A 17,060-nucleotide genomic window follows, 5' to 3' on the forward strand; every position below is an offset into this window, starting at 1 on the left:
GGCGGTTGCCTTGTGTTAACAATATTGCAACATATTCTTTACGGTACGTATACAAAACACCGCAGAGCCGTTAATATCCAGCTTCTACAATGAGTGCGTGGCAAATATTACATACATAACGATACAACCAAGGCTCTGAATAGAAGGGATGATAGGCTTGAAAAGAAGGATGCTGCATTTATCCATGAAATGGAAGCTGATTCTCAGTTTTACGGCGATTTCACTTATCTTTTTGGGAGTAGCGCTGCTTCAGGGGCAGAAAATCAGTCAGGTAGAGCTGTCGATGGAACGCCAGAAGTCGGAGATGGAAAAAAGAATTACCGTTTCGAACATCACTCAGCTGCTGCAGGAGCTGAACAGCCTGGAGACAGAGCTTGCAGAATCCAGTGACCTGGAGCTGGCAGCGCCGTATATGGACAAGCAGCAGCAGCTTGAAGCAGCTGTAGCTGAGATTGAATTCGATAAAGAAACCTCTGCGTGGAAGGATCTGCAGCTGCTGCAGTCGGCATTCAAAATGTACAGCGGTTATGTCGGCAAGCTGGTAGAGACGATGGAGGATACAAGCCTTGACCCGTTGACAGTGCTTGAGGAGATTGACGGTCTGCATACAAATGCCCTTGCTGTACATCAGCAGCTGCTTAAGATTAATTCGGCACTATATAGGGCAGCGTCAGACAATGCGGACAATGCGCAGGCGGAATCCTTCACCCTGCTGGAGCGTACCGTCTCCATTGTCTATTATGCTGCAGGCGCGGTAATTCTGTTTATGCTGGTACTTGCTGTGCTGCTGATCAGATCGTTCCTTTCGCCGGTAGGCAAGCTTCAGCATGCACTGCGCAATATCGCGGAGGGAGATCTGCGCCAGCAGATCAATTCTCCGTACAAAGATGAGCTGGGGCGTCTGAGCTTCCATTTTGACCATATGGTGACCCGTGTACGTGAGATGCTTCGCCAGACGGTGCAGGTTGCTTCAACGCTTGCGGATTATTCCCGGTCTTTCCAGGAATCGTCGACCGTTACAGCGGATACAAATCAGGAGATTGTCAGAACCATTCAGGAAATTTCGGTAGGGGCGGATCAGCAGGCTGTCCAGTCTGAACAAAGTGCGGTGCTGCTGCGGGAGCTTGAGCGGGAAGTGGCTGAGATTACAGAATATACTGATAAAATGCTGGCGGCCAGCGGAATGGCTGACTTTGATGCACGTAAAGGGTCTGATACGGTAGGAGAGCTGCAGCGGATTTCAGAGCGCTCACGTTCCTCTGTAGGTAAAGTATATGAAGCGCTGGAGAAGCTGGTTGAGCAGTCAGGTGATATTTCGCGGATTACAAATTCCATTACGGAAATCTCCAAGCAGACGAACATTCTGTCATTAAATGCGGCGATTGAAGCGGCACGGGCAGGCGCAGCCGGGAAAGGCTTTGCAGTTATCGCTGATGAAGTCCGCCACCTGTCGGTACAGACCAGCGATTCTTCGATTCTGATCAGCCGGATTATCGGAGAGCTGCAGGAGAATATGGCGGACTTTGAGAAAGAAATGCTGGAAACGAAAAAAAGCCTGGAGCAGCAGGATTCCCAGGTTGCAGAAACCCTGGCCTCCTTCAAGGCGATAGACAGCTCAATTTCCGGAATCAGCCGGCAGATTACACAGATTCACGGCAAGGTTGAGGAGACGCAGCGGATTAATTCCCGGCTGGGGGAATCCATTCATTCCGTGGCTTCCGTAGCCGAGCAGACGGCGGCAGGTGTTCAGGAAGTGAATGCAGCAAGCACCCAGCAGGATCAGGCTATTCACGCTATCGCAAGCCAGGCTTTGGAAATCAGCGAGATTTCACAGCGGCTGTTCCGGGAAATTAATGTATTTAAGATTGGACAGGACGAAGAAGCCGCCAAGCCTCACGGCAATAGCGGCCTGGTACTCAATATGGACGAAGCCCGCAGCAGCAAGGAAGCGGATGATGAAGCACCGCTACTCGCGATGGCCGAGTGAGGCATGCAGCACAGTGATAAGCTCTGGCAGCCAGCTGCCGAGCGGAAGGAACGTGAAGCCCGCGGTGCGGGCTTTTGCTGTATTCATATGCCACGACCCGGTAATACCAAATGGTGACATATCCTTATCCGCTGCCTGGCGCGGCGTAATAGCCTGTCTACCGGTGACTGCCTCAATTAGCGAGATAATCTCACGGATGGCAATTGCCCCGTCTGAGCAGGCGTTAACCGGCCCGGTCAGCGAAGAGAAGCCCAGCCGGTACAGAAAGTCTGCAGCTTCATCCGAGCGGATAAAGGAGATCAAGGCCTCCGGATCAGGGATGCCGACGGGTCTGCCGGCTGTGATCTGTTCGATGTGAAAATGCAGCCGGCGCGTATAGTCATCTGTTCCGAGAACAATCGGAAACCGGACTGCCGCCGCCGGGAAGGCCGTCTGGTTCAGCAGAATAGCTTCGGCCAGCCGTTTGCCCTCCTGATAGCTGAAGTTCTCCTTCGGGCCCAGCCGGACAGGATAACTCCCCGGGTCAAAATCGGCTTCATCCAGCATTTCCGGGCCGGGATCATAGACTGACAGGCTGGAGGTGAGAATGTACCGTCCGGCAGTTTCTGCAAAGATCCCGGCCGCTGCCGCAGCATCGTCGGGTGAGTAACAGATGTTGTCATAGACAACATCAAAGTGACTGCCGCCAACCGCTGCCGTCAATGCTTCCGTGTCAGAACGGTCTGCGGTCAGGCGTGTAACAGCATCCCCGAACTCATCTGCTGTCTGCCCTCTTGTCAAAATAGTAACCTGCGTATCCTCATCCTCCAGCAGCCGCTGAACCAGCCGTTTGCCGAAAAACCGTGTGCCTCCAAGTACAAGTATGCTTCTCATGGTTAACCCCCTTAGCAGATTGTCAGGCAGCCATCCGCAGTCCGCCATGGATTCCGGTATATCTGGAAGCGGTGTGAGCGGACTGGTTGCGGGCTTGAACAGTACTGAAGCCGGTTGCCATTGTAACGCCGGCAGCCTTCTCCCGGCGCAGCAGCTCCAGCATCACAGGGACTTGCCCCTGCTCATAGGCTTCGGCCAGTGCGGCCAGCAGCAGCCGGAAATCACTGTCTGCGGGCAGGGCCGGCCCGTCCGCAGACAGTTCTGTGCGCACAGCTGTCAGAGCTTGCCTTGCCCGGTACAGCGCGGCTTTGACCGCACCCTCCGTGGTATTAAGCTGCTCTGCCGTTTCCTGTGCCGGGTAGCCGAGCACATCGCGCAGCAGAAATACGGACAGCTGGAGCGGCGGCAGGGATTTCATCAGGGCATGAAATACCGTTTCGAGATCGCTCAGGCTAGACTGCTCTTCTTCTGTGGCAGTATCTGCCGGCTGAAGCCCGCGCTCCATGGCACGTTGATGCGCCGATTTACGCCGGAGGCTGTCAATCCATGTATGTCTGGCAATCCGCAGCAGCAGTGCCTGGCGGTTAGGACTGGCCGGCCATCCGCTGTAGCTCAGCGCTTTGGTCCAGGTGTCCTGAACCAGATCATCAGCCTCATGTCTGGAGCGGGTAAGCGACAGGCAGTAGCGGCTCAGGGCCGTATGAAGCGGCTGCAGGCTCTCAGCGTCCGCTTTACCGGCGGTTATATCGTGCTGATCAAGGATTAGCATGTGTGGTCATCTCCTTTGTGGCAATCCTCACCGTAAGTTCAGTTCCCTCTATTATATAAGCGAATACCTCTTCATAAAAGATACGGGGGCCAATCCGTTTTTTTTCAGCCGGATACCGTATCCTTTCCCGGCATTCATCCGGTTACAAGATATCACTCAAAGTAAAACTTTAAGGAGGTATGAAGGATGGGTGTTATCCCGTATGTAGTTGAACAGACAGGCAGAGGTGAGCGGTCATATGACATTTATTCGCGCCTGCTGAAGGACCGGATTGTATTTGTCGGTGCGGCCATAGATGATCAGCTGGCGAACAGTATTATTGCCCAATTGCTGTATCTTGCAGCTGAGGACCCGGAGAAGGATATTCAGATGTTTATTAACAGTCCCGGCGGGTCGACTACCGCAGGGTTCGGCATTTATGATACGATGCAGGTAATCAAACCGCAGGTCAGCACTATTTGCACGGGTTTTGCTGCTTCCTTCGGTTCCTTGCTTCTGCTGGCCGGAGCGCCCGGCAAACGGTTTGCGCTGCCGAACAGCGAGATCATGATTCATCAGCCGCATGGCGGAGCGCAGGGCCAGGCCAGCGATATTGCCATCAGTGCCAAGCGGATTCTGCAGATCAGGGAGAAAATCGTACAGATTACTGCAGAGCGTACCGGCCAGCCGGCTGACAAAGTCGCAAAGGATATGGACCGCGATTATTTCTTGACGGCAGATGAGGCGCTGGACTACAGTATCATCGACAAAGTAATTTCCAGTTTATAATCGAAAAGGAGCTGATTGGCATGCTGCAGGAACTGATTGGACAGAAGGTGGCGGTGCATTTTCTGGACGGAACCAGCGTCAGAGAAGGTGTGCTGGAGGAGCTTGACGAACGTTTTGTAAAATACCGGACAGAGTATCAGCTGCTGTATATCCCGGTTTCCTCCATCCGGGCGGTTGCGCTGGAGACCAAAGAGCGGGAACGGCCGCGGGTCGGATTCGGGCATTAAGGACAGATACAGGACGAAAGAGACTATTCTTAAGCCAATAGGCACAGGAGTAGTCTTTTTTTTGTGCATACAGGATTCCAATGATAATCATTATCAATTATACTGAAAGGACTTATAGAGTTACTGATGGTGGTGAGCTGGAAATGCTGGATGAGAAAATAAGAGACGGTCAGGAGCAGGAGCTGCCGGATTGGGGGGAGCTTGCCTTCCGTCTGCTGTCCGTTCAGGCTGTGAAGGGTACAGACGAGATGCATTTGCCACAGCAGCTTGTATTAACCTATGCGCTGATTGTAGTGACAGGCGGAACGGTACAGCTTCAGGCTGACACCGGCCTGCTGGAGCTGGCGGCCGGTTCAGTCAGCCTGTGCATGCCGGGACAAACCTTCGGCACTGTGGAGCAGTCTGGGAGTCTGGAGATGTATATATTTTATTTTAATGTCTACAGGTACGGCGCGGCAGACGAAGGCAGCCGTCCCCTCAAGGATGTGCAGCTGCTTCCGCAGTCAGGGCTGCTGGCACAGATCCCGATGCAGTCTATATTGACAGTGTGCAGCGAGCTGGCACAGAAGGAGGAAATGCAGCAGCGGAGAGTGAGTTTTCGGGCGCAGATTGCATTTCAGGAGCTGCTGCACAGTATCCGGGTGAGCGGACGGCAGCGGCCAAGGGATACGAATTATGCGCTGGAACAGGCGAAGCAGTACATAGAAGACAATTTTACCCGGGATTTAACCGCACAGTCACTGGCCCAGGCCGCCGAATTCAGCCCTAAATATTTCAATGATCTGTTCAAAAGAAAATACGGTAAAAGCGCTCTGGATTACGCCGCAGAGCTAAGGCTGCAGCAGGCCAAACGCCTGATGGCAGAGAGCGGTGCGAAGCTGAGGGAGATCGCCCACCAGGTCGGGTATGCGGATGAATTCTATTTCAGCCGCAAATTCAAGAAAATGATCGGTGTGCCGCCCGCAGTCTATATGAAGAGCAGGCGCCGTAAGCTGGTGGCTTATTCCTCCTCGCTGCTGGGACAGCTGCTCCCGCTGAACTTGATGCCTTATGCGGCGGCTCTGCATCCAAAATGGACAGAGTACTATTACCGGAATTACCGGACAGAAATTCCTGTCCATATCAGCGCCTACCGCAGCAAGCAGGACTGGCAGGCCAATCTGGAGATCCTGCGGCAGGTTCCTGCTGACCTGATTCTGGCTGAGGACTCGCTGCTGGCGGAAGAAAAGGCGGCACTGGAGCGGCTTGCGCCGGTCCATTATCTGTCCTCCGAGCCGGCTGACTGGCGCAGCCAGTTTCTGGAGCTGGCGGAGCGGCTCGGGGAATCCTGGCAGGCGGCGCAGTGGCTTGCCAATTTTGACCGGGAGGCAGGCCAGGCCAGAGAACAGCTTCATGCGCAGATCGGCAGTGAATCTGTTGTGGTCATCCGGATGCTGCACAGTAAGCTCTACCTGCACTGCAGCCGTAGTATGGCCAGCATGCTGTATCAGGAGCTGCAGCTGCAGCCTGCTTATACCGGTGGAGGCGGAGTCTACAACATCCCGGTAACACCAGAGGATATTGCAGCTATCGGTGCGGATCACCTGCTGATGCTGATCCGCAGGGAGAGTGATACGCTGAATGAGTGGAGCAGGCTGCAGAATGATCTGCAGTGGCTGAAGATACCGGCAGTACAACGGCACCGCGTACATTTTCTGGCTTCAGACCCGTGGCGTGAACAGTCAGCCTATGCGCAGTTGCGTATGATCCGGGAGACCAGGCATCTATTCCTCAGCCATTCGTCCATACATGTTCCGTAATTTGTCCATGGAGCACCAGCTGGCGTACCGCTATAATCGGTAATGATAATCATTATCATAAATAGAGTACGTTAAAAGAGTGGGATGAGATGAAAAGAGCAGCCGGATTCAGAGCAGCCTCCCTGCTGATGCTGGGAATTGTATTGATTGTAATAGTTAGTGTATTGTCCGTGCTTTACGGCTCCAAGGATATCAGCTACATAACGATCTGGAATGCGCTTGTACACTTCGACCCGGATAATATTGATCACCAGATTATTCTCACGTCGCGAATCCCCAGAGTTGCCGGCGCACTGCTGATCGGTGCATTCCTGGCAGTGTCCGGTGCGTTAATGCAGGGGATGACCCGGAATTACCTGGCCTCGCCTTCCATAATGGGGGTCAGTGACGGCTCGGTGTTCGCGATTACGCTGTGCATGGTATTTCTGCCGGGGACCTCATCAATGACTATGATTCTGTATTCGCTTGCCGGCTCCGCACTCGGTACAGCGCTGGTGTTCGGAATTGCCAAGCTGGTTCCGGGCGGTTCTTCACCGCTGGCAATGGCTGTCCTCGGTACTATAATCGGCACCTTCCTCAGCGGGGTATCCCAGGCGCTTTCCGTTTATTTTCAGGTCTCACAGGATATCAGCTTCTGGTATAATGCCCGGCTGCATATGATGGACCCGGCAGTAATCAAGCTGGCGATTCCGTTTGCTGCTGCCGGTCTGACGCTGGGCATGCTGATGTCCCGTCCGGTTACCATGCTGTCGCTCGGTGAAGAAACGGCAGCCGGGCTGGGGCTCAAGGTCACCGCCGTTAAGGGGCTGACGATGCTGAGCGTAGTCCTTCTTACGGGCATCTCGGTGGCGATCGCCGGAAAAATCGCCTTCATAGGTCTAATTATTCCGCATATTACACGGCTGCTGATCGGACAGGATTACCGCAAAATCATTCCGTTCACCGCATTCTTCGGGGCGCTGTTCCTGGCAGCGTGTGACCTGATCAGCCGGTTTATCAATTATCCGTTCGAAACGCCGGTCGGCGTCGTTACAGCAATCTTCGGTGTGCCGTTCTTCCTCTATCTGGTGAAGACGAGAGGGGGCAGCCAGGCATGAGCAAGCCTTCTCTTACACCGCAGTCCAAACAGGGCAGATTCTGGTCGCTGTTCCTGCTGCTTAGCCTGCTGACCCTGGCCGGGATCTATATCAGCCTGACCAACGGTACCTTCGATCTTACGGTTAAGGATGTTGTACGTACACTGCTGCGGATTAATCCGGTCGAGGACTATGATCTGGTCATCTTTGAATTCCGCCTGCCGCGTATTGTTCTCGGTGCGCTTGTCGGGTTCGGGCTGGGCATTGCCGGAGCCGTACTTCAGGGCATCTCGCGCAATACGCTGGCTGACCCGGGCATTCTGGGCATTCATGCCGCCGCCGGGGCGTTCGTGGTGCTGTTCATGTTCTTCACAGCAGGCACCATGCAGGCACCGGCCTGGCTGTCGGTGCTGTCCATGCCGATGTTCGGATTCATCGGAGGACTGATTGCGGTTATCCTGCTGTTTGTGTTCGCCAGATCGCACGGCGAGTTCCATCCGCAGCAGCTGATTCTGGTGGGGATCGCACTGGCATCAGGGTTCGGGGCGGTTACGCTGTACATCTCGCTCAAGATGGACCCGCAGAACTTTGAAATGGCAACCGTCTGGCTTGCCGGAAGCATCAGTAATGCGAACTGGCGGCAGATCATGTCCACACTGCCCTGGCTGGTTATCCTTACGCCAATAATTTGGCGGAGAGGCGCAGTGCTGGATCTGATGCAGCTTCATGAAGTAAGCGTGAAGGGAGTCGGCGTTGCAACCGGCAGGGAAAGGCAGATTCTGCTGTTATGCTGCGTCGGGCTGGTCAGTGCCTGTGTATCTGTGTCGGGCAGCATCGGGTTTGTGGGACTGATTGCCCCGCATATTGCAAGGCGCCTGATTGGCAACACCTACAGATACATTATTCCGTTATGCGGCATGATTGGCATGCTAATGGTCGTGCTGGCCGACTTTATCGGCAAGACTGTATTCGCCCCGGCTCAGCTGCCGGTCGGCATTGTAATTTCTATAATCGGGGTCCCGTACTTTATCCTGCTGCTATTCAAGGCACGGGTAAGATAAGTGATCCTGCGGGGTGGCTCAAGCGGCTGGAAACAGTGCGTTTGAGCTTTTTTTGTAGCATATGGAGGAATTGGATTCCTGCTGTTACACATACTATGCCATAACTAAATCCGCTTAGACAGGCGGACTCTAGCGCGGACAGCGGAGCAAGAAGCCGTTAACGGACAGCCAAAACGGGTAAAGATAACTAGTGCGCCTGGATGCCGGAGGTGAGCCTGTAGTTTGATTTTGAAATAATTTCGTATGAAGAAAGGCGCTGCTGTGATACAATAGCCTAGTTGTCCTTCTTGCCGGATATGCTGGTATGACAAGCTGCTGCTTCTGAGAGGATATGTTTATAAAAACTCAGGAAAATGAAGCATAAGCGTGTATTTACATGCGTTCAGGAGTATTAACGGGATAATTGCGAGATTTTACAGACTATGTATCAATTTTTGTCGTTTTTTATTGATTTGTTGAGAATGTTTCTGTATAATCAGCCTTGTTGATTTTTCATAGGATGTAGCCTGCCCAAGCTTGATGAAACGAAACGACTGACAACGAAACGGATCCAGAGCAGCAAGGCTAATAACTAATAACTTAAGCAAATTTAGGGGGTTATTAATTGTGGGAAAAGCGTTAATTATTGGCGCTGGCGGCGTAGCAAGCGTTGTTGTTCATAAATGCTGCCAGAACCCGGATGTATTCGAAGAGATCTGTATTGCCAGCCGTACGGTCGCGAAATGCGATGCTCTTAAGGAGAAACTGGATGGCGGCCAGACGAAGATTTCTACGGCTCAGCTTGATGCGGACAACACGGACGAAGTTATTGAACTGATTAAGAGCTTCCAGCCGGATGTCGTGATTAATGTGGCTCTCCCATACCAGGATCTGACGATCATGGATGCTTGCCTGGCTACCGGAGTGCATTATGTAGATACAGCTAACTACGAACCGCAGGATACTGCAAAATTCGAGTATTCCTGGCAGTGGGCGTACAAGGAAAGATTTGAGAAGGCCGGAATTACAGCACTCTTGGGCAGCGGCTTTGACCCTGGCGTAACCGGTGTGTTCACTGCGTATGCCCAGAAGCATTATTTTGACGAAATCCACACGATTGATATCGTTGATGCGAACGCCGGCGACCACGGTTACCCGTTTGCCACCAACTTCAATCCAGAGATCAATATCCGCGAAATTACGGCTAACGGACGTTATTTCGAGAACGGTGAGTGGATTGAAACAGCTCCGCTGTCCGAGAAGAAAGTGTACGATCTCCCGGAGATCGGCCCTAAGGATATTTACCTGCTGTATCATGAAGAGCTGGAATCCCTGGCTGTTAATATTAAAGGCGTAAAGAAAATCCGCTTCTGGATGACTTTCTCGCAGAACTATCTGACTCACCTTAAGGTGCTGGAGAATGTCGGCATGACTTCAATTGAGCCGATTGTTTATGAAGGCAAAGAGATCATTCCTTTGCAGTTCCTGAAGGCGATTCTGCCTGACCCGGCTTCCCTCGGACCAAGAACCAAAGGTAAAACCAACATCGGCTGTATCATTCAGGGTACTAAAGACGGCCAGCCAAAAACATATTATGTCTACAATGTCTGTGATCATGAAGAATGCTACAGAGAAGTGGGCTCCCAGGCTATCTCCTACACAACCGGTGTTCCTGCCATGATCGGGGCTATGATGATCATCAAGGGCATCTGGAACAAACCGGGTGTACACAATATCGAAGAGTTCGATCCGGACCCGTTCATGGATGCTCTTAACAAACACGGTCTGCCTTGGCAAGAAGATTTCTCGCCAACGCTGCTGGACTAGGGCGTAAGGCAATGAAAGAGATCGATATCGACATCAGCGCACTGCCGTCACCTGCCTATCTTGTTGATGAGCGGCTGCTCAAGAAGAACCTGGAGACCCTTAACTACGTTCAGGAGCGCACCGGAGCGAAGATCCTTCTGGCCCAAAAAGGGTTCTCCATGCATGCACTGTACCCGCTGGTCGGCAAGTATCTGCATGGTGTAACCTCCAGCTCCCTGTTCGAAGCCCGTCTGGGCTTCGAGGAGATGGGCAAGGAAGTGCATGTCTACGCGCCGGCCTACATGGACCGTGAATTCAGTGAGCTGCTTGGCTATACCGACCACATTGTGTTCAACTCGTTTGACCAGTGGAGCCGGTTTAAGGACCGCGTACAGAATGCCGGCAAGCCAATCAGCTGCGGCATCCGTGTCAATCCGGAATACTCTGAGATTGAAGTGCCGCTGTACGACCCTTGCTTCAACTACTCCCGTATGGGTGTAACCCTGCCGAACTTCCGTCCGGAAGAGCTTGACGGCATTGATGGGCTGCATTTCCATACGATGTGTGAGCAGAACTCCGACACTCTTGAGCGCACGCTCAAGGTTGTAGAAGAGAAGTTCGGGCAGTATCTGCACGGCATGAAATGGCTCAACTTCGGCGGCGGCCATCATATTACCCGTGACGATTATGACCTGGAGACACTGATCAAGTGTATCCTTCATATGAAAGAAACCTATAATGTACAGATCTACCTGGAGCCGGGCGAAGCGGTTGCGCTGAATACCGGGTACCTTGTAGCTACCGTACTGGATACGATGCATAACGGCATGGACATTGCCATTCTCGACACTTCGGCTGAATGCCATATGCCTGACGTGCTCGCGATGCCTTACCGGCCGAACATCATCGGCTCCGGGCAGCCGGGAGAATATCCGTACACGTACAGACTCGGCGGCATGACCTGCCTGGCCGGGGATATTATCGGGGATTATTCCTTCCCGGAACCGCTGAAATACGGTGACAAGCTGGTCTTCCTCGACATGGCGATTTATTCCATGGTGAAGAACCATATGTTCAACGGCGTGAACCTGCCGGCCATCGCTTCCTACAACGATGAAGAGGGCCTGAAGATCATCCGCGAGTTTGAATACAGTGACTTCAGCGGCCGTTTGTCTTAATTATTTCTATAATAGAGTGCCCTGTAAGCTGGCTGTGGTTGGCTTGCGGGGCGCTTTTTTTGATTTTCCGTGGAAAGCGGATAGTGAATAGCTGCACTTTGTACACTTATTATGCTCATTTTTGCTGTCACCACGGCTTTAGCTGCACTTTATACAACTAAAAGCGGCTATTTCGGCTCTGAGAAGCAAAATGGCGATTATTAATTGCACAGACTGCAGTTAAAATAAAAATTCAGCTCTTTTCGCGCCTAATAGTTGCAGAAAGTGCACTAATAATCAATAAACAGCCCCGCATCACCGCCTATTAGACGGGACTCGGGGCTGTTTTGAATGGAGACTTTTGTTTAGATGCACTTTAGATGCACCATAGCTACATCAGAGCAAGGCTTCCTCACTTCATACTAATTGCTATTTCCTCCTGCTGCGGCAGCCAGCTGACGGTGGCGCCGAGCTGCTCGCTGATAAAGCGCAGCGGGAGATAGAGGGTACCATTCACGATGAACGGCGGCGTAGCAAGGGCTATCACTGTACCGTTGACCGTTGTCTCGCCGCTTACGGTATTAATGGAGATAGAGAGTGAAGGCTTACTCACAGCGGTTCGGGTGATGGTTACTATTTTCTCAACCTTGGAAGCTGTGACTCCGCTACTGGTTGGAGTGGTGGTATGATTCTCCTTATAGGCGACGATAGCCCCCAGCTTATCGAATAGTGACCGCAAAGGAACAAAGTTCTGGCCGCTGCGGGTGATTACACCACTCGTCAGATTAACCGTCTCTCCGTTTAGGGTGAGGGTAACAGGCTTTTGCATCGGCACCGGCTGGTCAAAGCTGAAATCATAATTAGCGTAGCCGAGCTGGGCATTTTTGTTGACGCCCCACCCCCAGAGGGTGCCGTCACTTTTTTGCATAATAACGTGGCGTCCGCCGCCCTCAATGGAGGTTATATTGGAAGCCAGTAATGTGAACACTGCATCTGCGGTAATAGTCTCTTCTCCGATAGAGGCCGTGTATACCTTGCCGCCGGATGTTAAAGCGACTATAGAACGTTCCATAATATAAGCATCCGTTACATTCCTGATTCCGCTAAAACGCAGCGGTAGCGCCTGCTCATGGAAGGCCGTGCCGTCGGAGCTGCCGGTAATGGTCATTCCCCGGAACCAGAGGCCGGCGTTATTGTCGATAGCTAACGTGCTGCGCCCGTTATCATGAAGGATACGGATATCCTTCAGTCCGGTTACAGGTACGGGATTCATTACATCGTGGCCGGCAACCGGATTATAGATCGATTCGATAGGCCAGGTCCAGACTGTGCCGTCCCCGGCAAGCGCAAAGTTGCTCTCCAGCTGCAGGATTCCGCTCAGCTTCTGGACAGGCTGGAAGGAGCGCAGCTGATCCGTTGAAGTCCACACCGTTCCGTCCTGCTTGAGGAACAGGAATCTTTTCCAGGAGCCCTGCTCATTATCCTCACTATAACCTCGGGCCGCCGTTACTCCATCTATCCCCGCAACAGGGGAGAAAGAGACCGAACCGCCACCGTTGTCCAGGAATTCTGCCTGATAGACCGCACCTTCTGCGTTGATAGCCAGGTACGTACCCTGTACCATTGCAAGATCAGTCAAACCAGTCATTTCCGGCACTTGTACGGTCTCCATGGCTGAGGTCTTGGCATTCGTCTGCCATTGCCAGACGGAGAGATCCTGCTTAACAGCAAGACCTCCGCCCCCGGCAAGACCGAAGGAAGCCTTAACCTCTGTAAGGCCCGGTACACGTGTCGGAACCGGGCGGCTATCGCCCCAGACCCAGAGGCTGCCGTCTCTTTTGATCAGGTGATCCGGCCCGTAAGCGGCAATAGTAGTAACTGAGGCTGCAGTATCAGCAGCCTCAGCCATTCCGGCGTTGCTGAGTACAGGAATGCCGGCTGCTGTAGCTAAGCTTAGCGCCAGGCTGAGCAGTTTAGTCCATTTTTTCATATAAGATCCCCTTATTTCAGTCTGCATATATCGTCCTTATTGCATGGTAATCGCGATCCGTTCCTCCTGCGGCAACCACTCTACGGATGCACCGAGCTGCTCGCTGATAAAGCGCAGCGGCAGATACAATGTACCGTTAACGTTAAAGGGAGCCTGAGCCAGGCCAACCGCCTGGCCATTAAGCTTTGTTGCGCCGGTTACTGCATGGATAGTGATTGACAGCGGAGGGAGGCTTGCTCCGGCGCCAGCCCTCTTAATAACCGCCAGCTTGGCTGATCCGTCAAAAGTAACATCAGCACCAAGCCTGCCAAACAGCGAACGGAGCGGGACGAAATTTTGCCCGCCACGGGTAATTACACCGGAGGTAAGCGGAACATTAATTCCGTTCAGCGACACTGCGATGGGGTTTTGCACCGGCACAGGGGTCTCGTGCATTAGCTCATAGTCACCATAGCCAAGCTCGGCATTTTTGTTGATGCCCCAGCCCCAAAGACTGCCGTCTGTCTTTTGCATAATCATATGCCTGCCGGCATTCTGTATCGTGGTGACTCCCTCAGCCAGCAGTTTGAATTTGGGCTTCGCCGGCATCATGTCACTGGTAAGGGCCGTCTCATACACTTTCCGGTCTTTGGTGAGCACGATCAGGGACTGGTCAACAACAAATGCATCTTCAATATCCGTGATACTGGTGATCAGCACCGGCTCAGGCTGCTGCTTATATATCCAGCTGTCAGCATCCCCGGTTAACGCACCGCCCCAGAACCACAGCCGGGCCTTATTGTCGATAGCCAGGCCGGATCTCTGGTTATGCCTGATTAACCGTATCTGGCTGCCGGACAGTGGAGCATAGGGTCCGGATATAAGACCTGCCGGCGGAGGGTCTCCGTTAAACCCCTTATCCCATGTCCACACTGTCCCGTCAGCCTGCAGGGCGAAATTCTCCGAAACCCGGATAATATTAGACAGTCCGGCTATCGGCTTGAATGTCTGCATATACGCATCATCACTCCAAACCGTACCGTCTTTTTTAAGAAAAATATGCCTGTAATACAGAAGATCATCCCGGCGTTCCCAATAACCGTCAATGTCTGCTACATTGTCTATCCCTTCGAGCGGAACGAAGGTTAATTCGCCCTGTAGCCCGTTGTCTGTTGACCGTACTTTGGAATATACAGTTCCTTCCTTATCGGTAATTAACGTCTGATCCCGGATATGTACATCGGCAATGGTACGGGGCCCGCTGACAGGTGTGATGCTAACTTCCGGCACATAGTAGTCATTGTTCCAGGCTGCAAGCGATCCGTCGCTCTTTACGGCAAACCCGCCCGGATAGGAGATGGTGGTACCTGTAAGTTCAGGGATTTGCGTAGGAACGGACTGATTGTAATCCCAGATCCAGAAGCTTCCATCCTTTTTGATCAGCCAGTCTGCACCAAAGGAAGTAATCGTTGAATTTCCAGTGCGGGCTGGCTCTGCTGAAGAACCCTGATCGGCAAGGCAGATACATAGCAGGGCAGTGAAGAACAGCGGACTCTTTTTCATAGTCATCCCCTCATCAACGAATTCCATTAACTTACATTTAGACGCGTTTTCCGTATAAAAAGTTTCTGCGGAAAAATGTCGCTCATTGTCGGCTGACCTGTGATACAATGTCTTAGTCTGTTTTTTTAGTTTTGTCCGTATCTGAGGAGGAAATCAGCGTTAATGAAACATGCACCTTTTATTGCAGTAGAGGGCCCGATCGGGGCCGGAAAGACTACACTGACTACGATGCTGGCCGAAGAGCTGGGGCTCCCGGTCGTCAAAGAAATTGTGGAGGAGAATCCGTTTCTGGACAAGTTCTATCAGAATATGGATGACTGGAGCTTCCAGCTCGAAATGTTCTTTCTCTGCAACCGCTACAAGCAGCTTGAAGATACCGTGACCGAGTACATAGAGAAAGGAAAGCCGGTCATCTCGGATTATCATATTTATAAAAATCTGATTTTTAGCGAACGGACACTCAAAGGCACGAAGCGGGACAAATACCGTGAGATTTACCACGTGCTTACCGATGATCTGCCGAAGCCGGATATTATTCTGTATATTAGGGCGGATCTGGATACCCTGCTGAAGAGAATTGCGAAGCGTGCCCGGGCGTTTGAGGAAGAAATCTCCAAAGCCTACCTGCAGCAGCTGATCGAAGATTATGACGATGCTATGGCCCAGCTGGCCGTCCGCGAGCCGTCGACCGTTATCGTGACGATAGACGGGAATAAGGTTGATTTTGTGGAGAACCAGGAAGACTACCGCGCAATCGCCGCACAATTAAAGGAGCTTATGAAATGAACACATATAACATCCCGGACAACGCCATTATTACAGTAGCCGGAACGGTGGGCGTCGGCAAATCGACACTGACCGGAGCGCTGGCGCAGCGCTTGAACTTCCAGACCTCGCTGGAGCAGGTGGACCATAACCCTTATCTGGAGAAGTTTTATCATGATTTTGAAAGATGGAGCTTCCATCTGCAGATTTATTTCCTGGCGGAACGGTTCAAGGAGCAGAAGAAGATGTTCGAGCTGGGCGGCGGGTTTGTACAGGACCGTTCGATCTATGAGGACACCGGAATTTTTGCCAAAATGCATGCCGATCAGGGGACTATGTCCAAGACCGACTACGACACGTATACCAGCCTGTATGAGGCTATGGTGATGACGCCGTATTTTCCGCATCCTGACGTGCTTATCTATATTGAGGGCAGCCTGCCGTCGATTCTCACCCGGATCAATGAACGCGGCCGCGAGATGGAAATCCAGACCGATGTCTCCTACTGGGAGCATATGCACGGACGTTATTCCCAGTGGATCAACGAATTCAGCGCCTGCCCGGTGCTGCGCCTGAATATTGACGATTATGATGTAAAAGACCCTGCTTCGATGTCTGCCATCCTGGAGCAGGTGGGCAAGGCGATTAACCGGAGTGCGGTAACGAAGTAACCTTTATATAGCGTGTAGAGCGGGAGCCAGCCGGTGCGGTTGGCTTTTTTTGCGGGGAGAAAAAATTAAAGAGTTTCAGAGATTGTTCAGAGGCTTGTGGTAGATTATTCTGCATCATGAGATTTGAACACTGGTAGAAAAACAGATATTCGGATTTCTTCATATTCATTGGGGGGTATAAATGATAGTCTGGTTTAGAGTTATGTTAAGCGGATGGATTCTGTTCTGCGGGTTTGCGGTCAGCTGGTTTTTGTACGGGGCAACAGGGCATTTTCGGCAGGGGCTCGATCTGATGGAAGCTTCTCTGCTGCTGGGTGCCGGAATTCCGGTTATGCTTATCTTCGTGCTGATGATTGTATTCTTAATAAAGAAGTGGGAGCCGGTAACCGGAGGAGATTATGTGCGGATCAGTGTGGGGCTGGCGCTGTCTTTTATTTTGTCGGCGGCGATGATTGATAGTGTGGGTACATTTAAATAGAGGCAAGAGCTTCAAGCTTGGACAATAATTACTGTCCGGGCTTTTTTTGTTTTCTATAGTCATATTCGACAATTTTCTGAGTGAAATAGTCGAAGAAAATAAAAAAAATATA

The 17,060-nt window shown here is 52.1% G+C and carries 15 protein-coding genes; 11 read left to right on the forward strand and 4 right to left on the reverse strand.

Annotation, left to right across the window (positions count from 1 at the left end):
• Positions 1–157 precede the first annotated feature (157 nt).
• A complete protein-coding gene (locus tag R70331_RS10400; protein ID WP_197071418.1) occupies positions 158–1,987 on the forward strand; it encodes a methyl-accepting chemotaxis protein in 1,830 nt (609 codons plus the stop codon).
• Here R70331_RS10400 and R70331_RS10405 read toward each other — a convergent pair.
• Together R70331_RS10405 and R70331_RS10410 are read right to left on the reverse strand one after the other, a co-directional pair.
• Positions 1,967–2,860 (reverse strand): NAD-dependent epimerase/dehydratase family protein, encoded by an 894-nt coding sequence (locus R70331_RS10405; protein WP_042175155.1) that lies wholly within the window; start codon positions 2,858–2,860, stop codon positions 1,967–1,969. The two genes, R70331_RS10400 and R70331_RS10405, sit on opposite strands and share 21 nt — an antisense overlap.
• A gap of 22 nt (positions 2,861–2,882) precedes the next feature.
• Entirely contained in the window at positions 2,883–3,629 is a 747-nt protein-coding gene (locus R70331_RS10410; RefSeq protein ID WP_052419010.1) for an RNA polymerase sigma factor, read from the reverse strand.
• Positions 3,630–3,815: 186 nt separating this feature from the next.
• On the opposite strand from R70331_RS10410, the gene R70331_RS10415 reads away from it, so the two are divergent.
• The 7 genes from R70331_RS10415 to nspC all read left to right on the forward strand — a co-directional run bounded on the left by R70331_RS10415 (position 3,816) and on the right by nspC (position 11,523).
• Positions 3,816–4,397 (forward strand): ATP-dependent Clp protease proteolytic subunit, encoded by a 582-nt coding sequence (locus R70331_RS10415; protein ID WP_042175157.1) that lies wholly within the window; start codon positions 3,816–3,818, stop codon positions 4,395–4,397.
• A 20-nt stretch (positions 4,398–4,417) separates the two neighbouring features.
• A complete protein-coding gene (locus R70331_RS10420; RefSeq protein WP_042175159.1) occupies positions 4,418–4,624 on the forward strand; it encodes a hypothetical protein in 207 nt (68 codons plus the stop codon).
• Between the two features lie 143 nt (positions 4,625–4,767).
• The gene (locus tag R70331_RS10425) at positions 4,768–6,423 is read left to right on the forward strand and encodes a helix-turn-helix domain-containing protein (RefSeq protein WP_042182466.1); all 1,656 of its coding nucleotides are present in this window, start codon (positions 4,768–4,770) and stop codon (positions 6,421–6,423) included.
• 89 nt (positions 6,424–6,512) lie between these two features.
• The gene (locus R70331_RS10430; RefSeq protein WP_042175160.1) at positions 6,513–7,520 is read left to right on the forward strand and encodes a FecCD family ABC transporter permease; all 1,008 of its coding nucleotides are present in this window, start codon (positions 6,513–6,515) and stop codon (positions 7,518–7,520) included.
• Positions 7,517–8,560 carry a FecCD family ABC transporter permease gene (locus R70331_RS10435; protein ID WP_042175162.1) on the forward strand — a complete coding sequence of 348 codons (1,044 nt, stop codon included), beginning with the start codon at positions 7,517–7,519 and terminating at the stop codon, positions 8,558–8,560. Before R70331_RS10430 ends, R70331_RS10435 begins: the two co-directional genes overlap by 4 nt.
• A 606-nt stretch (positions 8,561–9,166) precedes the next feature.
• A complete protein-coding gene (locus tag R70331_RS10440; protein WP_042175164.1) occupies positions 9,167–10,366 on the forward strand; it encodes a saccharopine dehydrogenase family protein in 1,200 nt (399 codons plus the stop codon).
• 20 nt (positions 10,367–10,386) lie between these two features.
• Entirely contained in the window at positions 10,387–11,523 is a 1,137-nt protein-coding gene (gene nspC / locus R70331_RS10445; RefSeq protein ID WP_442950580.1) for a carboxynorspermidine decarboxylase, read from the forward strand.
• A gap of 391 nt (positions 11,524–11,914) precedes the next feature.
• Here the strand turns inward: nspC and R70331_RS10450 are convergent, their stop codons facing one another.
• Positions 11,915–13,492 carry a stalk domain-containing protein gene (locus R70331_RS10450; protein WP_042175168.1) on the reverse strand — a complete coding sequence of 526 codons (1,578 nt, stop codon included), beginning with the start codon at positions 13,490–13,492 and terminating at the stop codon, positions 11,915–11,917.
• A gap of 36 nt (positions 13,493–13,528) precedes the next feature.
• The gene (locus R70331_RS10455) at positions 13,529–15,034 is read right to left on the reverse strand and encodes a stalk domain-containing protein (RefSeq protein WP_042175171.1); all 1,506 of its coding nucleotides are present in this window, start codon (positions 15,032–15,034) and stop codon (positions 13,529–13,531) included.
• Positions 15,035–15,196: 162 nt separating this feature from the next.
• Between R70331_RS10455 and R70331_RS10460 the strand changes: the two genes are divergently transcribed.
• The 3 genes from R70331_RS10460 (at position 15,197) to R70331_RS10470 (ending at position 16,948) form a co-directional block, all read left to right on the forward strand.
• Complete coding sequence (locus R70331_RS10460; protein WP_039871876.1) at positions 15,197–15,820, forward strand: deoxynucleoside kinase; 624 nt, start codon at positions 15,197–15,199, stop codon at positions 15,818–15,820.
• A complete protein-coding gene (locus R70331_RS10465; RefSeq protein WP_042175172.1) occupies positions 15,817–16,470 on the forward strand; it encodes a deoxynucleoside kinase in 654 nt (217 codons plus the stop codon). The genes R70331_RS10460 and R70331_RS10465 overlap by 4 nt, the downstream gene beginning before the upstream one ends.
• A 181-nt stretch (positions 16,471–16,651) precedes the next feature.
• Complete coding sequence (locus tag R70331_RS10470) at positions 16,652–16,948, forward strand: hypothetical protein (RefSeq protein WP_156131101.1); 297 nt, start codon at positions 16,652–16,654, stop codon at positions 16,946–16,948.
• The last annotated feature ends 112 nt before the right edge of the window (positions 16,949–17,060 follow it).

Origin of the sequence: Paenibacillus sp. FSL R7-0331, assembly GCF_000758645.1 — a bacterium.
GTDB classification, from domain to species: domain Bacteria; phylum Bacillota; class Bacilli; order Paenibacillales; family Paenibacillaceae; genus Paenibacillus_AQ; species Paenibacillus_AQ camerounensis.